This window comes from Pseudomonas sp. 1 (genome assembly GCF_056626735.1).
Window position 1 is genome coordinate 174,381 of record NZ_JBWXMQ010000001.1, and the last position, 17,341, is coordinate 191,721.

14 protein-coding genes and 1 pseudogene are annotated in these 17,341 nt (G+C 57.2%); 8 read left to right on the top strand and 7 right to left on the bottom strand.

The annotated features are described in order from the left end of the window. Positions 1–61: 61 nt before the first annotated feature. From AC1MDC_RS00785 to AC1MDC_RS00795, 3 genes and pseudogenes are all read left to right on the top strand, one after another. Positions 62–295 (top strand): hypothetical protein, encoded by a 234-nt coding sequence (locus tag AC1MDC_RS00785; protein ID WP_085696004.1) that lies wholly within the window; start codon positions 62–64, stop codon positions 293–295. Between the two features lie 117 nt (positions 296–412). Further along, a complete protein-coding gene (locus tag AC1MDC_RS00790; protein WP_085696003.1) occupies positions 413–643 on the top strand; it encodes a hypothetical protein in 231 nt (76 codons plus the stop codon). Between the two features lie 83 nt (positions 644–726). Continuing rightward, positions 727–909 (top strand): annotated as a pseudogene (locus tag AC1MDC_RS00795) (hypothetical protein); the annotation flags it as partial. Positions 910–928: 19 nt separating this feature from the next. Here the strand turns inward: AC1MDC_RS00795 and AC1MDC_RS00800 are convergent. Then, a complete protein-coding gene (locus tag AC1MDC_RS00800; RefSeq protein WP_480392279.1) occupies positions 929–2,359 on the bottom strand; it encodes an aldehyde dehydrogenase family protein in 1,431 nt (476 codons plus the stop codon). Positions 2,360–2,482: 123 nt separating this feature from the next. On the opposite strand from AC1MDC_RS00800, the gene AC1MDC_RS00805 reads away from it, so the two are divergent. Then, positions 2,483–3,385 carry a LysR family transcriptional regulator gene (locus tag AC1MDC_RS00805; protein WP_480392280.1) on the top strand — a complete coding sequence of 301 codons (903 nt, stop codon included), beginning with the start codon at positions 2,483–2,485 and terminating at the stop codon, positions 3,383–3,385. Between the two features lie 147 nt (positions 3,386–3,532). Here the strand turns inward: AC1MDC_RS00805 and AC1MDC_RS00810 are convergent, their stop codons facing one another. Further along, entirely contained in the window at positions 3,533–3,901 is a 369-nt protein-coding gene (locus AC1MDC_RS00810; RefSeq protein WP_085701979.1) for a hypothetical protein, read from the bottom strand. 613 nt (positions 3,902–4,514) lie between these two features. Between AC1MDC_RS00810 and acuR the strand changes: the two genes are divergently transcribed. After that, entirely contained in the window at positions 4,515–5,147 is a 633-nt protein-coding gene (gene acuR, locus AC1MDC_RS00815; RefSeq protein ID WP_480392281.1) for an acrylate utilization transcriptional regulator AcuR, read from the top strand. A gap of 48 nt (positions 5,148–5,195) precedes the next feature. Continuing rightward, on the top strand, positions 5,196–6,179 hold the full coding sequence (gene acuI / locus AC1MDC_RS00820) for an acrylyl-CoA reductase (NADPH) (protein ID WP_227232670.1): 984 nt from the start codon (positions 5,196–5,198) through the stop codon (positions 6,177–6,179). A 269-nt stretch (positions 6,180–6,448) separates the two neighbouring features. On the opposite strand, the gene AC1MDC_RS00825 is transcribed toward acuI, so the two are convergent. The 5 genes from AC1MDC_RS00825 to AC1MDC_RS00845 form a co-directional block, all read right to left on the bottom strand. Continuing rightward, positions 6,449–7,645: an MFS transporter gene (locus tag AC1MDC_RS00825; RefSeq protein WP_480392481.1), complete on the bottom strand. Its 1,197-nt coding sequence runs from the start codon at positions 7,643–7,645 to the stop codon at positions 6,449–6,451. Between the two features lie 104 nt (positions 7,646–7,749). Continuing rightward, on the bottom strand, positions 7,750–9,408 hold the full coding sequence (locus AC1MDC_RS00830; protein ID WP_266200199.1) for a BCCT family transporter: 1,659 nt from the start codon (positions 9,406–9,408) through the stop codon (positions 7,750–7,752). 90 nt (positions 9,409–9,498) lie between these two features. After that, on the bottom strand, positions 9,499–10,995 hold the full coding sequence (locus AC1MDC_RS00835) for a CoA-acylating methylmalonate-semialdehyde dehydrogenase (protein ID WP_480392282.1): 1,497 nt from the start codon (positions 10,993–10,995) through the stop codon (positions 9,499–9,501). 55 nt (positions 10,996–11,050) lie between these two features. Next, positions 11,051–12,208, bottom strand: a complete 1,158-nt coding sequence (locus AC1MDC_RS00840; RefSeq protein WP_227232672.1) for an iron-containing alcohol dehydrogenase — start codon at positions 12,206–12,208, stop codon at positions 11,051–11,053. Between the two features lie 95 nt (positions 12,209–12,303). Next, positions 12,304–14,802: a CoA transferase gene (locus tag AC1MDC_RS00845; RefSeq protein WP_480392283.1), complete on the bottom strand. Its 2,499-nt coding sequence runs from the start codon at positions 14,800–14,802 to the stop codon at positions 12,304–12,306. Between the two features lie 307 nt (positions 14,803–15,109). Here AC1MDC_RS00845 and gcvA point away from each other — a divergent pair, with 307 nt between their 5' ends. Beyond that, positions 15,110–16,006, top strand: coding sequence for a transcriptional regulator GcvA (gene gcvA, locus AC1MDC_RS00850; RefSeq protein WP_480392284.1), 897 nt, complete (start codon positions 15,110–15,112; stop codon positions 16,004–16,006). A gap of 118 nt (positions 16,007–16,124) precedes the next feature. Further along, on the top strand, positions 16,125–17,318 hold the full coding sequence (locus AC1MDC_RS00855; protein WP_480392285.1) for an ABC transporter substrate-binding protein: 1,194 nt from the start codon (positions 16,125–16,127) through the stop codon (positions 17,316–17,318). Positions 17,319–17,341 lie beyond the last annotated feature (23 nt).

Consider the following 17,341-nt stretch of genomic DNA (forward strand, 5'->3'; position numbering starts at 1 on the left):
TTTTGCACGATCGGTCAGGGCTTCTATAGTTGATCTGGTACGAATCAGCTGCGGTGACGCCATGGAAGACATATTCGTCGTGAAGCGCTGCAACAAGATCGTCATCCACGGTCGGCGCGCAGGAGAAACCCTCCATGAGCCCGCCGAAGCCCAGGGCTGGTATCGCATCAGCGACACGCGAACCGGCGGTTTCATCGGCGATGGCTACGATCGGGAAGAGGACGCCCGCAAGGAATGTCATCGGCTCAACGCCGCCAGCTCGCGAGTGACCGCACCCGAGTCTTCGGGCCGATAGCGGTCATTTACGGGTCTATACTCAAAATCAGCTGAAGGAGCAGCGCCCCAACGGCAGAAAGCTCGCCCTCGCGAGCTTTTTGCTGCCACCGAGCGGATTAATGAACGGAGGTGTTCCATGTCCGAAAAAGAGTCCATCACCACTCTCCTTACCTTGCTCGAGGCCCGGGAGGCGCGTCTCGCGGCAGCCTGCAAAGAGATCGCCGACTGGGTCGACCATCAAGGCGGACACCCTACCGCCCTGCGCATCCGCGACCGGTTGAACGATATCGAAAAGGATACCCCGCTGATTCGCAGCACCCTGTCATCGCTCAAACCGATCGACCGGCCGTTGCCACGCTTCAGGTAGGACATCGGTTCACCTGCTGCATGAAAGAACGTCTTGGAGGTGTGTAAGGTCAAACCCTTTACACGTCACCAAGGAGACGTCTCATGGTCATTCATTTCAAAGTAAACGGGCATCTGGCCTGTGGGCACAAGGGCAACAACCTCTCCTCGAGCAGCGAACTCAATCGAGTGAAGTGCCGCAGCTGCCGCAATATCGACGCATACAAGGATGCCCGCAAAGAACAGCGCAATGCAGCCCGGCGCGCGGCTCGTCATTCCAGGACTGCAAGACAGGGACCTGACCCAGTCATTTCAATGGGTCATAGCCGATCAACGTCTTTGGCTCCAAATACGCGCTCATCCCCCACCTGCCCATTTCGCGCCCAAGGCCTGAATGCTTGAATCCACCGAAAGGGGCACGCGGTTCGTGGGCCAAGGTGTTGATGAGCACGCGTCCCGAATCGATCTGACGGGCGACGTTCATACAACGTTCGGAGCTTTTTCCCAGCACCAGGGCGCTCAGCCCATAGTCCGTATCGTTGGCAATGCTGATCGCATCGGCATCATCCTCGAAGGGGATGATCGTCAGCACGGGGCCGAAAATTTCCTCACGCGCGATGCGCATCCGGTTGGTGGCATCAGTGAAGATCGTGGGCTTCACGAACCATCCGGCATGCAAGCCTTCCGGGCGCCCTTCGCCACCCGCCAGCAACCTCGCGCCTTCTTCGTGGCCGGTACGGATGTAGTGCTGCACCCGCTCCCATTGTTTCTGGCTCACCATCGGACCGATGTCGGTGTGGGCGTTGCGTGGATCGCCCGATTGAATCTGTGAGACACCCTCCTTCGCAATCCGCTCGAACTCTGCCAGCCGGCTGCGCGGCACGAGGATGCGAGTGCCCGCGATGCAAGCCTGGCCGCTGTTGAGAAATCCGGCTTGCAGCACCAACGGCATGACCGCTTGGAAATCAGCATCGTCAAGCACCACGGTGGGGGACTTGCCGCCCAATTCGAGCGTCACGCGCTTCATGGTGTCGGCACCGGTTCTTACCAGATGCTGACCGACAGCGGACGAACCCGTGAACGAGATCTTGGCAACGTCGGGATGACGGGCGATCTCCTCGCCAACCACATCGCCCCGTCCGTTGACGACATTGAATACACCCGGTGGCAGCCCCGCTTCGTGCAACGCCCTGACCACGACCTGCGTCTGCAACGCGCTCATTTCGCTGGGCTTGATGACAGCGGTGCAGCCTGTCGCCAGCGCGGTGGCCAGCTTGTTGCAGATGAAGCCCGCATTGCTGTTCCAGGGCGTAATCAGGCCGGTCACGCCCACGGGCGTCAGAATGACCCTGGCCACGCCGACCTGTTCCTCGAAATCGAACGCCTCAAGTGCATCGATTGCTTGCGCAATCACATCGGCCGGATAAGTCGCCATCCAGCGCCCGCGAACCGCAGGCGCGCCGTATTCCACGAGGATGGCTTCCAACAGTTCCTCCTCCCTTGCCGCCATGGCCCGGTGCATGCGTTGCAGTGCCGCAATGCGCTCCTCCCGACTGGTACGAGACCACGCCGGAAACGCAACCTTGGCGGCTGCGATCGCACGCTGTGCGTCCAATGCATCGCCCAGCCGAACCTGACCGATGACTTCCTCGGTGCTCGGGTTATGAAGGTCGAACCATTCCTGACCGTGCGGAATGACGAACTCGCCGTCGATGTAGATATGTTCAATGAGTTGCATGGCGACTCCTCGCTCAAAAACGACTCGCCTGAATCGAGCCTCTGTGATGAAGTCTAAGAAGGGTTCATTATTCCGATAAGCCACCCTTTGGCTTATGAAGCATCCGCATATTCAGGACAATCCATGCACAGAACAGGAATGACCGAGCTGGAAGTGGTTCTGGCCGTGGCGCGCCGCAGCAGTTTTCGCGGCGCAGCACAGGAATTGGGCATGTCCACTACCGCCGTGAGCAGTGCGGTGGCCGGGCTGGAAGCACGACTGAAAGTTCGCCTGTTCAATCGCTCCACGCGCAGCGTGGCCCTCACCGACATCGGGCAACGCTATGTGGCACGCATCGCACCTGCGTTGGCGCAGATCAAAAGTGCCGACGAAGAAGCCAGCGTCGGCCCCGATGAACCCAGCGGCACATTGCGCATCAATGCGCCGCATGGGGCGGCCTACCTGCTGTTGGATCCGCTATTGAAGCAGTACGCTCAGCGCTATCCCGAAGTGCGCATCGACATCGTCAGCGAATCAAGCATGGTCGACATCATCGCCGGTGGCTTCGACGCCGGGATTCGCCTGGCGGAGTCTGTGCCGCAAGACATGATTGCCGTGCCGCTGTCAGGTGACATCCGGATGCTCGTGGTAGCAACGCCCGAGTACCTCGAACGCCACGGCGTGCCCGAGCATCCGCGAGATCTGCTCACCCACCAGAGCATCTGCATGCGCATGGCCCATGGTGGCCTCTACCAGTGGGAATTGGAGCGCGATGGCCAAAAGCTGCAGATGGATCTGCCGGTGCGCTTCGCCTCCAACGAGTTGCTGGCCATCAAACAGGCCGTGGTGTTGGGCCTTGGCATTGGCTTCATTTCCGAGTGGTTCATCCAAGAAGAACTGGCGAGCGGCGCCCTCGTGCCGGTGTTGATGCCATGGTGCCCGTCGTTTGGCGGGTTGAGGCTCTACTACTCGAGCCATCGCTTCGTGCCGGCGCGATTGCGCGCACTGATTGAACTGGCGCAGGAGTTGCGGCCCACGGTGGTTTGATAATGTTCCGCCGCCTTTTTATCGTCCCCCCTTCGGCCAAATCAGAAAGGACCGTTTTCGGCCAGAAGCAGTCGTTCAAGGAGGCAGCTATCGACCCACAGCAGTAATCTGAACCGCATTGATCTGAAGCAATGCCTCCTGCCTATCCTAAAATCGTGATGGCAGTTCGTTTCCGGCCTGGGCATCCGAAAAGACCTCATCTGGATCTGCCTGACACCAATATCTGAAAAGTAGGCGAGGCTCGATATTTCCGAAATATTGATCCACGATGCTCTCGGGGCGCACGACCCATTTAGGTTCTGGCCATTGCTGGGCTAAAACACCTAATGGTTTGCCAGATGAATAAACAACCCAAGTGGCCTTGCCTCCACTGATAAGAGGTAGGTAGTCCAAATCTTGTATCACTTCGATCAAGGTGCGCAGTGTTGCTGATTGATCGAGTGTGATCGATATTGCATGACTTTCCAGATCATCTCCCGCATGAACGCTATCTCGATCAATGGCAACTACCAACATGACTGCTCCTTTTAGTGGTGTGCTTTCACCAGATCGATCAGCGTAGAGACATCAGCGGCTAACTGTCGAGTGCGCTTCTAGCCGAAACCTGCCGTACCAGGCTACCGCTTTCGGCCAACAGCAGACGTCCGTGAATGTCTGGTGTCGGCCAGGTCTGGAACTTTAATAACCTGCTAGGCTGACCGCGATTCAGACTACCGATTTTTGTGTGAACGCGAGGTAGTAGCCATTGCAGTCGCGCAGTCCAAACTCCCTTGAACCATAGTCAGTATCTTGAAGTGCCCAAGCGATATTGGCGTTGTTGATCACTGACTCGTAATAACTATCTACATTCGATATCGCCAAGTAGAGCGTACCCGAGTACCCGACTGGTACTCCCCAAATATCCTGTTCAGTAAAGATGAGACTGCAGTCATCCAATCGCACAGTGATTGTTGACGCAGCGGAGTCACTCACGGTGAAACCGAGAGTTTCGCGGTAGTAATTGCCAGTGGCGACAAGATCGTCGCAGCGCAGGAGCGTAGTTAACGGCATGCTGACCTCAGCTTGTGATTATGCACTCTATTCTGAGATTGAGAGTTGACATTAAAGACGATCGGTCTAAAGTACCTGCATGACCAACGCCAAATCTCCAGTCCGCAGAGGACGTCCCCCAAAAGTTGCCCGTGAGCATGATGATACCCGCGAAATCTTGCTTCGCCGCGGGGTGGAAATGCTTACTGAACGAGGCCTTGCCAGCACCGGTATTGACAGCATTCTAAAATCTGCTCAGGTGCCTAAAGGCTCGTTCTATCACTACTTTGACAGCAAGGAAGCCTTTGGCATGGAGGTACTTGAGGTTTATGCAAATTTCTTTGCACGCAAACTAGAGCATCATCTGCTAAACCCCGACTTCCCTCCCCTGCAACGCTTGGCAAACTTTGTTGAGGATGCCAAGTCTGGGATGTCCAGACATGAGTTTCGCCGAGGCTGTCTGGTAGGCAACCTCGGCCAGGAAGTATTTGCTCTGCCCGATGGTTTTCGAGTGCGGGTCGACGCTGTGTTGAACGATTGGCAGGCTCTTGTAGCAGCCTGTCTGGAAAAGGCAGTCGCCGCTGGCGAGCTATCGCAGCAAGCCGACTGCAGATCCATTGCTGCCTTTTTTTGGATTGGCTGGGAGGGCGCAGTGCTGCGCGCCAAACTCGTCGGGAATGTTTCCCCGCTGGATATTTTCTTCTCAGGATTTCTCGCCGGCATCACTCGGTGAAGCTTCCGCCCTTTTAAAGACGATCAGTCTAAAGTAAGGAGATTCAAAATGTTTAGAGCGATTGTTGCCGAAAAACGCGGTGAACATTATCAATCCCGATTGGCCGATCTCGACGAAGCCCAGTTACCGGATGGGGATGTCTTGGTACAGGTCGCTTATAGCACGTTGAATTTCAAGGACGCGCTCGCGATAACCGGTAAAAGCCCGGTCGTTCGACAATTCCCGATGGTGCCCGGTATCGATTTTGCGGGCACTGTAAAAGCCAGCTCTCATTCGGCCTATAAACCAGGCGATCGTGTCCTGCTCAATGGCTGGGGCGTAGGCGAAAGTCATTTTGGCGGACTTTCCCAGATGGCCAAAGTCAACGGTGACTGGCTCATACCGCTGCCTGAAGGGCTCAATGAACGCCAAACAATGGCAGTCGGAACCGCAGGATATACCGCCATGCTTTGCATCATGGCGCTTGAGCGAAATGGTCTCACTGCGAATCAAGGGCCGATTCTGGTCACTGGGGCAAATGGTGGGGTCGGAAGCTTTGCAATCACCCTTCTTGCACGGCGGGGATATACCGTCATGGCGTCGACCGGACGCCCCCAAGAAGCCGATTATTTGCGAGCATTGGGGGCTGATACGATCATCGACCGAGGCGAACTTTCGGTTCCGGGACGCCCTCTGGTCAAAGAGCGCTGGGCAGCCGCAATCGACTCGGTAGGCAGTCATACACTGGCCAATGTCTGCGCCGCAACCAAAGCCGAGGGGAGCGTTGCGGCATGCGGATTGGCGCAGGGGATGGACTTTCCCTCTTCAGTTGCACCATTCATCTTGAGAGGCGTCAATCTGTTGGGCATCAACAGCGTGACCCAACCCAAATCTAGACGTATCGAGGCGTGGGAGCGACTTGCGAAAGAATTGGATTTGAACAACCTTGCCCTGATCACCCGGGAAATTGGTCTGGAACAGGCGTTGGTGGCTTCGGAGGATTTACTTGACGGAAAAATACGCGGCCGCCTCATAGTAAATGTCAACGGCTGAGTAACAACCAGTCGCCATTCTTGCAATGATGCATAGGGCACTGCGCGGTGGGGAACACGCCACACATGGCAACAGCTGCGCAGCGTCCGGTCATGCGGTCTTGAGCCCATCTCTTGACAAATTTTATTGTCGATCCGCAAAAGGGCACCGCTACCCGCAAGCGCCCGGCCCGATCTGTAATGCTTGCAAACCGACGCGCATCCAGCCGATCCAACCGCCTGCCAGCGACAAGCCCCCTGCGCATAGCAGGGTTGCCAGCACTCCTTTTCTCATGCCTTAGCCATTGTGATATCGAGGCGAGATAGTGGTCGCTCGCGGATTGGCCAATTGACGATTGCGGCGATCAGGCTCAACCCAATGGCAATTTCCCACACCAGATCGTAATTGCCAGTGCGGTCATAGACTACGCCCCCCAACCAACCACCCAGAAAGGCACCGAGTTGGTGGCAGAGATAAACAATACCGCCGAGCATCGACAAATTTCGCACGCCAAAAATCGTCGCAACCGTGCCGTTGGTCAATGGAACCGTCGAGAGCCACAGCACCCCCATGGCAATGCCAAACAGATAAGCCGTGAAAGCCGTGACCGGCACTACAAGAAAAACGCCAATCACCAGCGCACGCAACAAGTACAGCACAGTCAGCAGGCGCGGCTTGGAGTATCGCCCTCCTATCCAGCCGGCGACATAGGTGCCGGCAATATTGAACAGGCCGATAAGCGCCAGCACCGTTGTGCTGGTCGTGGCTGGTAAATGTTGATCCAGTAGAAACGCCGGAAGGTGCACGCCGATGAACACCACTTGAAAACCACAGACGAAAAAACCGAATGCCAGCAGCCAGAATCCCGAGTGGGTACAAGCTTCATGCAAGGCTTCACGCAGAGTTTGCTGGACGCCGACGACAGGGAGCGGTTTGTCGTTGAGCATACTGACCAAAGGCAAGATCAAGGCGACCAGTACACCCAGCATCAGCAATGCCTTGGACCAGCCCAGCCCCTCGATCATTCCCAATGAGCCAGGCAACATGATGAACTGACCGAACGAGCCGGCAGCGCTGGCCAGGCCCATGCCCATACTGCGTTTTTCCGGCGGTAACGCCCGGCCGACTACGCCCAGAATCACCGAAAACGTCGTGCCAGACAAACCAATGCCCACCAGTACGCCCGCACTGAGCATCAGGCTCGACGGTGAATCTGCAAAGCTCATGCACAACAAACCCACAGCGTAGAGCACGCCGCCGGTGAACACGACTTTGCCCGCACCGTAACGATCGGCCAGCCCTCCTGCGAATGGTTGGGCCAGCCCCCACAACAGATTCTGGAAGGCAATCGCGAAGGCAAATATCTCACGCCCCCAACCGAACTGCAGGCTCATCGGCGCCAGAAACAGGCCAAATCCATGTCGAATACCCAACGACAGCGCCAGAATCAGCGCACTGCCAATAATCACCCTGGCGCTGGAGCGCATTGTATTGACCACGATGGTGCTTCCTTCTGTCATCAGCCGGGTCATCCCCACTGCCCTTATGAATAATCTGTGTGGAGCGGCCGACCGCCAGTTGGCATGACCGATCAGGCCGTGCCTGTTTCAGTCACCCGATACCCGCTCATGGCGTTAGATATACGTACACTGTCCGCTGCAGGCTGACTCGAAAGCCACTCTCGGGACTGCGACTCGATTTGTGCCGACGTCAGGTTGCCGTAATCCTGACGCAACCACCGGAACAGCCCGAGCATCATCACCACCAACACCAGAATGAAAGGAATGGCAGCAAGGGTCACGGCGGTCTTGAGCGTGGTCAGCGGTGCATTGATGTACAGCATGGCGGTGGGCAGTGCCGCCAACATGACGCACCAGAACACTCGAAGCCCAGGTGCAGGATCATCGCCCTCGCGCAAGTTACGCGTACTGGTGGCAGCCACGGTGAAGGAGACGGCATCCAGGTGTGAGGCCAAAAATACCAGCATCAGCAGGAAGTACAGCGCCGCCATCAACTTGCCCCAAGGCAAGCTGATGAGCAGCATCGAAACCCCCGCCTCCCCCCCACCGCTGCTGAGAATGGCCGGCGAGTCGATCAGTCCGGTGATGAACTGATGAATGGCGAAACTTTCCAGACTGCCGAAGAAAAACCAGCAACCAGCGCATCCGCCCAGAATCATCGCCAGTATCACTTCCCGTACAGTTCGCCCGCGTGATACGCGGGTAACGAAGATCGCTACGCCCGGTGTGTAGGTCGTCCAATAGAGCCAATAGAACGCGGTCCAGCCGCGCGGAAAATCACCATTGCCAGTGGGGTCGGTAGCAAGGCTCATCTGCACAAAGTGTTGCAGCATCAAGCCGATTCCATTGGTGATGTTACTCACGGCAAACTGAGTGGGCCCCAGTATCAAAACGATTAATCCGAACAGCAGCGTCAGCGCACAGGCAACTTTTGCCAGACGCTGCATGCCGCTGGCGATTCCCACGAAAGAAGTCAGGGAGAAAACAAGCGTCACTAATATGACCAGACCGGCCTTGAGCATAAAGCCATCGGTCAAGCCCAGAAGGTCAGCCAGCCCACGGGATACCGTGGAGGTTGTCAGTGTAATGGTCAGCACCAAGCCACCGAAAGTTGCCAGCAGGAAGATCAGATCGATCACCCGCCCCGCCGGCCCCTTCGCCTTGAGGCCTGTGATCGCCTGCATCACGCTCGACAGGCTGAGACCTTCATTTCGTCGGACATGAAAATGGTATGCCATTGCCAGCGAGGCAATGGCATACATGGCCCAAGGTGTGATGCCCCAATGAAAAAATGAGTAGGCAATGCTGAATTCAAGTGCTTGCTTGCTAGCGGGGGCGATATTCAGCCCCGGGGTTAGGTAGTAGTAGCCCCACTCCATAAATGCCCAGTACATCGTGGCAGAACCCAGGCCCGCGCAAATGAACATGAATACCCAGCCTGTGTTGGTGTACTGCGGCGCGCCTGTGCCGAGGCGAATATGCCCGTATTTGCTGAACGCCAACGCAAAGGCAATGACGACCGAAGCGAAGCCGAGCATTTGCACCCAAGAGCCGAACCAGCGCGTGGTCGTATCGAACCATTGCTCGGCCAGCATTTTGGAATGCTCGGGCGATGCGGTCAGCGCGCCGACAGCCGCCGTAATAACCACGAGGCTGATAACGATAAGGGGCAGGTCTTTTTCTGTGGCGTGTGCCGAGAGCACGCGCCGAGGAGGTGACGACATCAACATCCAGGTAGCCTTTTATTATGATATTTGGAGGTTTGACACCCAGGTACCGGGCTGCCGGCGCGAGACCGCGCCCGGTACGCATCACCGGTGTTACTTCATGGTAGGCATCGAGAATTCGGCGCCTTCACGAATGCCCGACGACGGCCAGCGCTGAGTCACCGTTTTGCGCTTGCTGTAAAAACGCACGGCATCAGACCCGTAGGCATGCAGGTCGCCGAACAGCGATCGCTTCCAGCCGCCAAAGCTGTGGTAGGCGACTGGCACCGGTAGCGGCACATTAACCCCGACCATGCCGACTTTGATGTTGTCGGAGAAATAACGCGCAGCCTCGCCATCCCGGGTGAAAATGCAGGTGCCGTTGCCGTACTCGTGATCGTCGATCAGCTTCATGGCTTCCTGCATGCTCTGGGCACGGACGACCAGCAACACCGGGCCAAAGATTTCATCCTCATAGCAGCGCATGCCCGGTTTGACGTGATCAATCAACGTGCCGCCAACAAAGAACCCGCCTTCACAGGCCGGAACCTGGATGTCGCGACCATCAACCACCACCTCTGCCCCTTCCTCCTGGGCACTGTTGATATAGCCAACAACCTTCTGCTGATGCTCACGGGTGATCAACGGGCCAAAATCGTTGGTCTTGTCCTGATACTGGCCGACCTTGAGTTTGGCCATAGCTGCGCGCATTTTCTCAATCAGCGCATCAGCCGTTGCATCACCGACAGTGACCGCTACCGACAGCGCCATGCAACGCTCGCCGGACGAACCGAAGGCCGCGCCCACCAGTTGGTTGACGGCGTTGTCGATGTCGGCATCCGGCATGACGATGGCGTGGTTTTTCGCCCCGCCCAATGCCTGGCAGCGTTTGCCGTTGGCGGCGGCGGTGCGATAGATGTACTCGGCGATCGGCGTCGAACCGACGAAGCTCACCGCTTGCACGCGCGGGTCATGCAGCAGGGTGTCAACGGCTTCCTTGTCACCGTTGACCACACTCATCACGCCCTTTGGCAGACCGGCTTCCTGCAGTAATTGGGCGATGTACAGTGTCGAGCTTGGATCACGCTCGGACGGTTTGAGGATGAAGCAGTTGCCGCAGGCAACAGCCATCGGAAACATCCACAATGGAACCATCGCCGGGAAGTTGAATGGCGTGATACCAGCGACCACACCCAACGGCTGGAACTCACTCCAGGAATCGATATTGGGACCGACATTCTTGCTGTGTTCGCCTTTAAGCAACTCGGGCACACCGCAGGCGTATTCAACGTTTTCGATGCCGCGCTGCAGCTCGCCCATGGCGTCGTGAAGAATTTTACCGTGCTCTTCACCAATCATCTGGCAGATGCGATCAGCGTTTTGCTCCAGCAATTCCTTGAAACGAAACATCACCCGGGCCCGCTTGATCGGGGGCGTGTTACGCCACTCGGGGAATGCCGCCTCAGCAGCGGTGATCGCTTCTTCAACAGTCGATTTCGAAGCGAGCAGAACCTGCTTGGTCGCTTCGCCTGTTGCCGGGTTGAAGACGGCTTGGGTACGGCCGTTGTCGAGGATAACTTCGCCGTTGATCAAATGGCCTACGGTGTTCATATATGCGTTCCTTATTGTTGAAGTGTGCGGTCTAGCCGCGAATATGTGCGCCGGCTTACCAAAGGTTGCGATACAGCTCGACCATTTCGTCAGCAGTAGGAACCCGTGGGTTATTACCAGGAGAGCCGGACGCCAGTGCCTGCTTGACCATCAGCGGCATCATTTCGAAAAACTTGCCGCGGCTGACACCGAAGCCTTCCAGCGTCGGCACTTGCAGCTCGTCATTGAGCGAGCGCAAATTCGCCAGCAACTTGGCGTTGGCCTCTTCATCGGAGTCTCGCGCAGTGGCGACGCCCATGGCCCGAGCGCAATCGGCATAACGATGTGGGGCACCGGGGATCGAGTACTCGGTAATACTCGGCAGCAACATGGCGTTGGACAGACCGTGGGGAACATGGAAGAACGCGCCAATCGGCCGGCTCATGCCATGCACCAGTGCCACCGACGCGGCTGAGAATGCGACACCAGCCAGTGTCGAGCCGAGCATCAGCGCTTCCCGAGCCTCGGCATCCTGGCCATCGCGATAGACCCGACGCAGGTTTGGACCAATCAGGCTCATGGCTGCCAGTGCCTGGCTGTCGCTATAGAGATTGGCCTTGAGACTGACGTAAGCCTCGATGGCGTGGGTCAGTGCATCCAGTCCGGTGTCAGCGGTTACGCGGGCGGGAAGACTCATAGTGAGGGTGTAGTCGACGAGTGCTGCGACCGGCATGAAGCCAATGCCTACGCAAAGCATTTTCTCGTCGGTCGTTTCATCGGTGATTATTGTGAATCGTGTGACTTCAGAGCCGGTGCCTGCCGTGGTAGGCACTGCAATGATGGGCAGTCCCTGCTCATTCACCTGACGCGGGAATTTGTAATCGCGCATCTGGCCGCCAAATTTGGCAAGAATGCTGATGGCCTTGGCGCTATCGATCGGACTGCCGCCACCCAGGGCAATGATGCTGTCATAGCTGCCGCTCCGGGTATGCTCAAGACCTGCTTGAATCGAGGCGACGGTCGGTTCCGGAACTGTGTCGGCAAACACATCGGCGGTGATGTCTTTGGCCGCGAGTACATCCTGAATATTTTGTGCGTAACCCAACTGCACCATCATCTTGTCGGTGATGATCAGCGGGCGACTGCAACCCAGACTGGCCAATACATCCGGAATGGCCTGACTGGCCTTGGCGCCGACTTGCAGGATACGTGGCAGGACGATTTGGTTGGACATGATGCCTCCAGAAGTTTGATACAGGCAGGGGGCGGCCCGGCAACGGCCGTCCCTGTTATCGGTTCTTGTAAGAAGGTTCGGTGGGTGGGTACAGGTCAGCTCGGCAGGTATTCCTGGCTCCAGCTGTCGTTGATCACCTTTTTATCCATCAGTGCCTCGATCTGTGGCTCGCTAAAGCCCATCTCGCGCATGACGGCGCGGGTCGAGGCACCAAACTTTTCAGCCGGTGGCAATGCACGAATCGGTGCGTGCCGTGGGCGAATTGCAAACGGATCCAGCTGCGTAATGCGATGACCGCTTGGATGATCCGCATACACACTGAATGAGTAACTGCCGTTCCCGGTGCCCGGCAGACCATCCGCAGCACGACTGTATCGCTGGCGTAGCTGATCAATATTGTCCGGAACGGCGGCAGCCAGATTCACCGCTTGCAGGCGTTGCTGCCAGGTTTCACCGGGTGCCTGGGCCAGCGCCAGGGACAGGAATGCCGCACGATCCTGCGCTTGAGCAATACCCCTCAGCCCGTCAACCGAGTCCAGTCGCTCAAGTTCGGTCATGTCAGTATCGAGGTACAACCAGCCGTCAGCGGTGTGATAGAAGCGCGACAATTCGTGGTATCCCATCACGTCACGTCCCGATGGCTCATCGAATGGCGCACGTCCCACGTAGTCATAACAGAACGGAACCTGTACCAGGTTGCCAAGCGCCGCCAGCGATGTACGTGCGCGACTGACCTGACCGGTACGAGTTTTCTGGTAAAGCGCCGCCGCCACACCCAACGCCGCAGCGAATCCGCACATGACATCGATCGTGCCGACGTGCGCATGCTCTTCTGGCGTTTCCATCCCGCCGCCGAAGCGCAACATGATGCCGGTTGTGGCCTGAATCAGATCGTCGTAGCCCAGGTAGTCGGTACGCGGCCCGCGGCGTGGGCCACCGAAGCAATCGAGCTGACAGAAGATCACTCCTGGGTTGATTGCCTTGAGGCTGGCCTCATCCAGCCCCAGCGGCGCAAGTTGACGATCAGGCGCATTCATTACGATCACGTCGACGGTCTGTACCAGCTTGTCGAATACCTCGCGTCCTTCCTGCTGGTTGAGGTCGACCAGAATGCTTTGTTTGCCGCGCGCCGACGACAGGCCGAAGACCACCGTATTCCACGGATCATAGTTTGGCGTGGTCGGATCAAGTTTGATCACCTCAGCGCCGAAGCGTCCAAGATAGGAAGTGGAATGCGGACCGGCGATGACGTTGGTCAGATCAAGAATCCGTACACCGTCCAGCCAGCCCTTCGGCGCGGAATCCGACACTGCCGGCAGGACATCACGCGGCGTTTCGTCCAGCGTTGCCAAAGCCTCGTCAATGCTGACATCACGGCGCGATACGGGGGCGAGCATCAGAGCCGCACTGTCTTCAAGCCAGGCCATTGGTCCCGGCTGCTTCATTACTCCGTATTTGTGGTCGATCACATCGACCACGAGGCCTGCGGTATTGGCGTGCTCATCGTGCAGCCACTCCCGGGTCGAACGGTGTGGCGTGCCGGGGAACTGCCCTTCCCCGAAAATCACTTCCCACTGCGCCGAGGTCTTTGTCAGAAACACATCTTTCATGCGCTCGGAAATGCGCTTGGCCCAATTGGCCGGGAGCGGATAAACCCCAAGCGAGGCATCGCCTTCCCACTGCGAGAACGGCAGGTACGGGTCATCCACCTTGGGCAAGCCGGCAGCGATCATCTCATCCAGCAACCCCATGGCTTGCAGGCAGCGTTTGGCGTGAGACCGGTGCGACGGGCAGACCGCATAGAACTTTCGGCCATCGGCGCATTCGTACGTGCGGTAGAACGGGTCGAGGTACTCCTGCAACTCGTCGTAGCTAAGGTTCATCGGTAAACCTTGCGCACGTCGGCGCTCGATTTCCTTTTCGCGCAGGGTTTTGTAGCGCAGCGGATAATCGTCGATCTTGATCGAGTTATAAGACAGTCCTTCCATCACCGCTGCCGCCAGCGGTACTTCTATTTCGTCCCCCAGACCGGTGCGTTGGCGAGCCTGCAATGCCAACATCACCGAGGACGCGGCCAGCATAGTGCCGTACGCCGAGGCCAGTGGCAGCGGCGAGAAGCTCGGATTGAATCCCATCAATACACGGTTCTGCCCCATGTCAGTGAAAACACCGGAGGCCGAAGCGATGATTGCTTCAGTGGCGCGCCACTGCCGACGTAGCTCATCGTTGCTGGCAAAGCCTGGAATGGAAAGCGTGATCAGGCTTGGGCGCTCGGTACGTAGCTCGGAAAAATCGAGGCCCAGGCGAGTCATGACGCCTGGACGGAAGTTCTCGATCAGGATGTCAGCCTTGGCGATCATCTGCCGTGCCTGCTGAAGGCCTTCAGGCGACTTCAGGTCAAGACTGACGCAGAGCTTGTTGCGATTGAGCACGGCATTGGCCGGGCTATCCCAAAGCGGCCCACCGGGTGGGTCGATGTGAATGACCGTCGCTCCGAGATCCGCGAGGATCATCGCAACGGCCGGGCCGGCAATGTATTGACCGAAGTCGATGACGTTAACGCCACAAAGAGGCAGTTGACTGCGCTGTGCCATGATTCACCCTTTATTTTTATTGACCTGCCAGCAGTTGCGGGCAGGCCATTTCTTGATGTTTGAGGTCGTCAGCAACGTGGCGCAGCCCTTGCGGTGGCCGACTGCCGAAGAACGACTTGACGAATACTTTCGTGAAAAGTCGGTGTCGGCGAAAGCAATAAAAAAAAGCCCTGAGGGGTCATTTTTTTTATGTATTGCAAGCAGGATTTATGGGTTTATGCTCCGATGATCCCGAATCCATAGCATCCGGCCTTGCCAAAAGCCGGGGATTACAACAACAGGCGTGCACGCCATCGAGTTCGGCACCATGAAAAAACGATTGCCTCCACTTAACTGGTTGCGCGCCTTCGAGGCTGCGGCGCGTCACCTCAGCTTTACCGATGCCGCATTGGAGCTGAACCTGACCCAGGCTGCTATCAGCCAACAGATCAAGGCTCTCGAATCGCAACTCGGTGCTGCGCTGTTCAAGCGTTTGCCCCGGGGATTGGAGCTGACCGAACCGGGACTGGCGTTTTTGCCGGCGGTACACGACTCGGTGGAAAGACTGGCAGCGGCGACCGATGAGATATTCGGCCAAGGCCATCGTAAAGTGCTGACCATCCGCTTCAGCCTGGTTTATTTCACCCACTGGCTGGCACCCAGGCTCGCTCGCTTTCGCCAGTTACACCCCCAGATCAACCTGCGAATCACGAGCAATATCTGGATGGGCGAAACCGATCTCGAAGCAGATCTGGAGATTCGTTACGGCAGCGGCAAATGGCCGGGGCTCAAGAGCGAACGCCTGACGTGGGACAAACTGTTCCCCGTGTGCGCGCCCGAGTTGCCCTGCCCTGAAAAACCGCTGAACTCCCCTGCCGACCTGGGCCATCACCAACTGCTGCACGTTCTGGGCTATGAAGAAGGTTGGGGTTACTGGCTGAAAAAGGCCAAGGCCGATCATGTGGATTATTCACAAGGCATGCAGTTCGACACGCTGATCTCGGCCCTGAAAATGGCCGAGCTGGGCCAAGGGGTGGCACTGGCCCGCTCAACGTTGGTCGAACAGCACCTGGCGTCGGGTCAATTGATCGCACCATTGGCTGCGCGGTTTGAAACTTCAGAGGCGTTTTACCTGGTCTACTCACCACACAAGATTGTCAATCCTCAAGCGGCTGCGTTTGCCGAATGGCTGACCGAAGAGGCTCAGACCGAACGCCGGATCTGATAACCCTGCGGCGTTTCCAGTTGACTGTGGCCGACCGGAACACGGTGCAATCAACTGGAGCCCTCGAGCGGTCCCAGGGATAACCTTCCACCGCTCACGCATAAATAAATTCGCCCCATTGGCCTTTTTTTTATTGCTTTTCCCCTTCCGTGTTTTTTCAGACAGTGAAGCCCTGATCGTTACTGAGGCTTTGCGCCGACAGCGTGCGTATCGCCCCGCAACGGTTACCCACAACAATAAAAAACGGGTATCACGTATGAACAGCTTCCCTTTGCTTTTGCTTTGTCCCCTGGTCTGCGCCAGTGCTTTGGCCAACACAAGCCTTACAGTGGTGTCATATGGCGGCAACCTGACCGATGCGCAGATTCAAGCCGCCCATAAACCATTTACGGCCGCGACCGGTACCCAGGTCATTTCCGAGGATTACTCCGGTGGCATCGCGCAGATCAAGACCCAGGTCGACAGCAAGAAAGTCTCCTGGGACGTGGTAGATGCCGAGTTGCTCAACGTATTACGCGCCTGCAATACCGGTTTGCTGGAAAAAATCGACCCAAAGTCCCTCGCTCCCGCCCCCGACGGCACGCCAGCCGAAAAAGATTTCATTCCCGGCGCGTTAAGCGATTGCGGCGTTGCCAGCTACGTCTGGTCCACCGTGATGGCCTACAACAGCAACGCCTTTACGGGCGAGCAACCCAAGACACTGAAAGACTTCTTCGACATCAAGCGTTTTCCTGGCAAGCGATCATTGCGCAAGGCCCCGCAAGTCAATCTGGAATGGGCCTTGATGGCCGACGGCGTTCCCCGTGACCAAGTCTATGCAACACTTGAAACAGAGCAAGGCCTTGATCGCGCCTTCGCCAAACTCGACACCATCAAGGATCAGGTCGTCTGGTGGGAGGCTGGAGCGCAACCGCCACAGCTGTTAGCCGATGGCCAGGTCAGCATGACCTCCGCCTACAGCGGGCGCATCGTGATTGCCAGCAAGAAAGAACACCAGCCATTCAAGATCGTCTGGGACGGTCAGGTCTATGACATGGAGGCCTGGGTTTTACCGGCAGGAAATACCAATAAAACCCTCGCTTTCGACTTCCTCAAGTTTGCGACACAAAGCTCGGTACTCGCCGATCAAGCCAATTACATCCCCTACGGCCCTACGCGCTATTCCTCGCAAAAGATGCTCAGCCCGGAAGTCCAGGCTGACTTGCCTACCAGCCCCGCCAACTTCGCGAACGCCTTGCAAGTGAACTCCGAATGGTGGGGTGACCACGCCGATGAGTTGAACGAACGCTTCAACGCCTGGCTGGCCAGATAAGTCTTTTCAGCGGCTACGGGAGG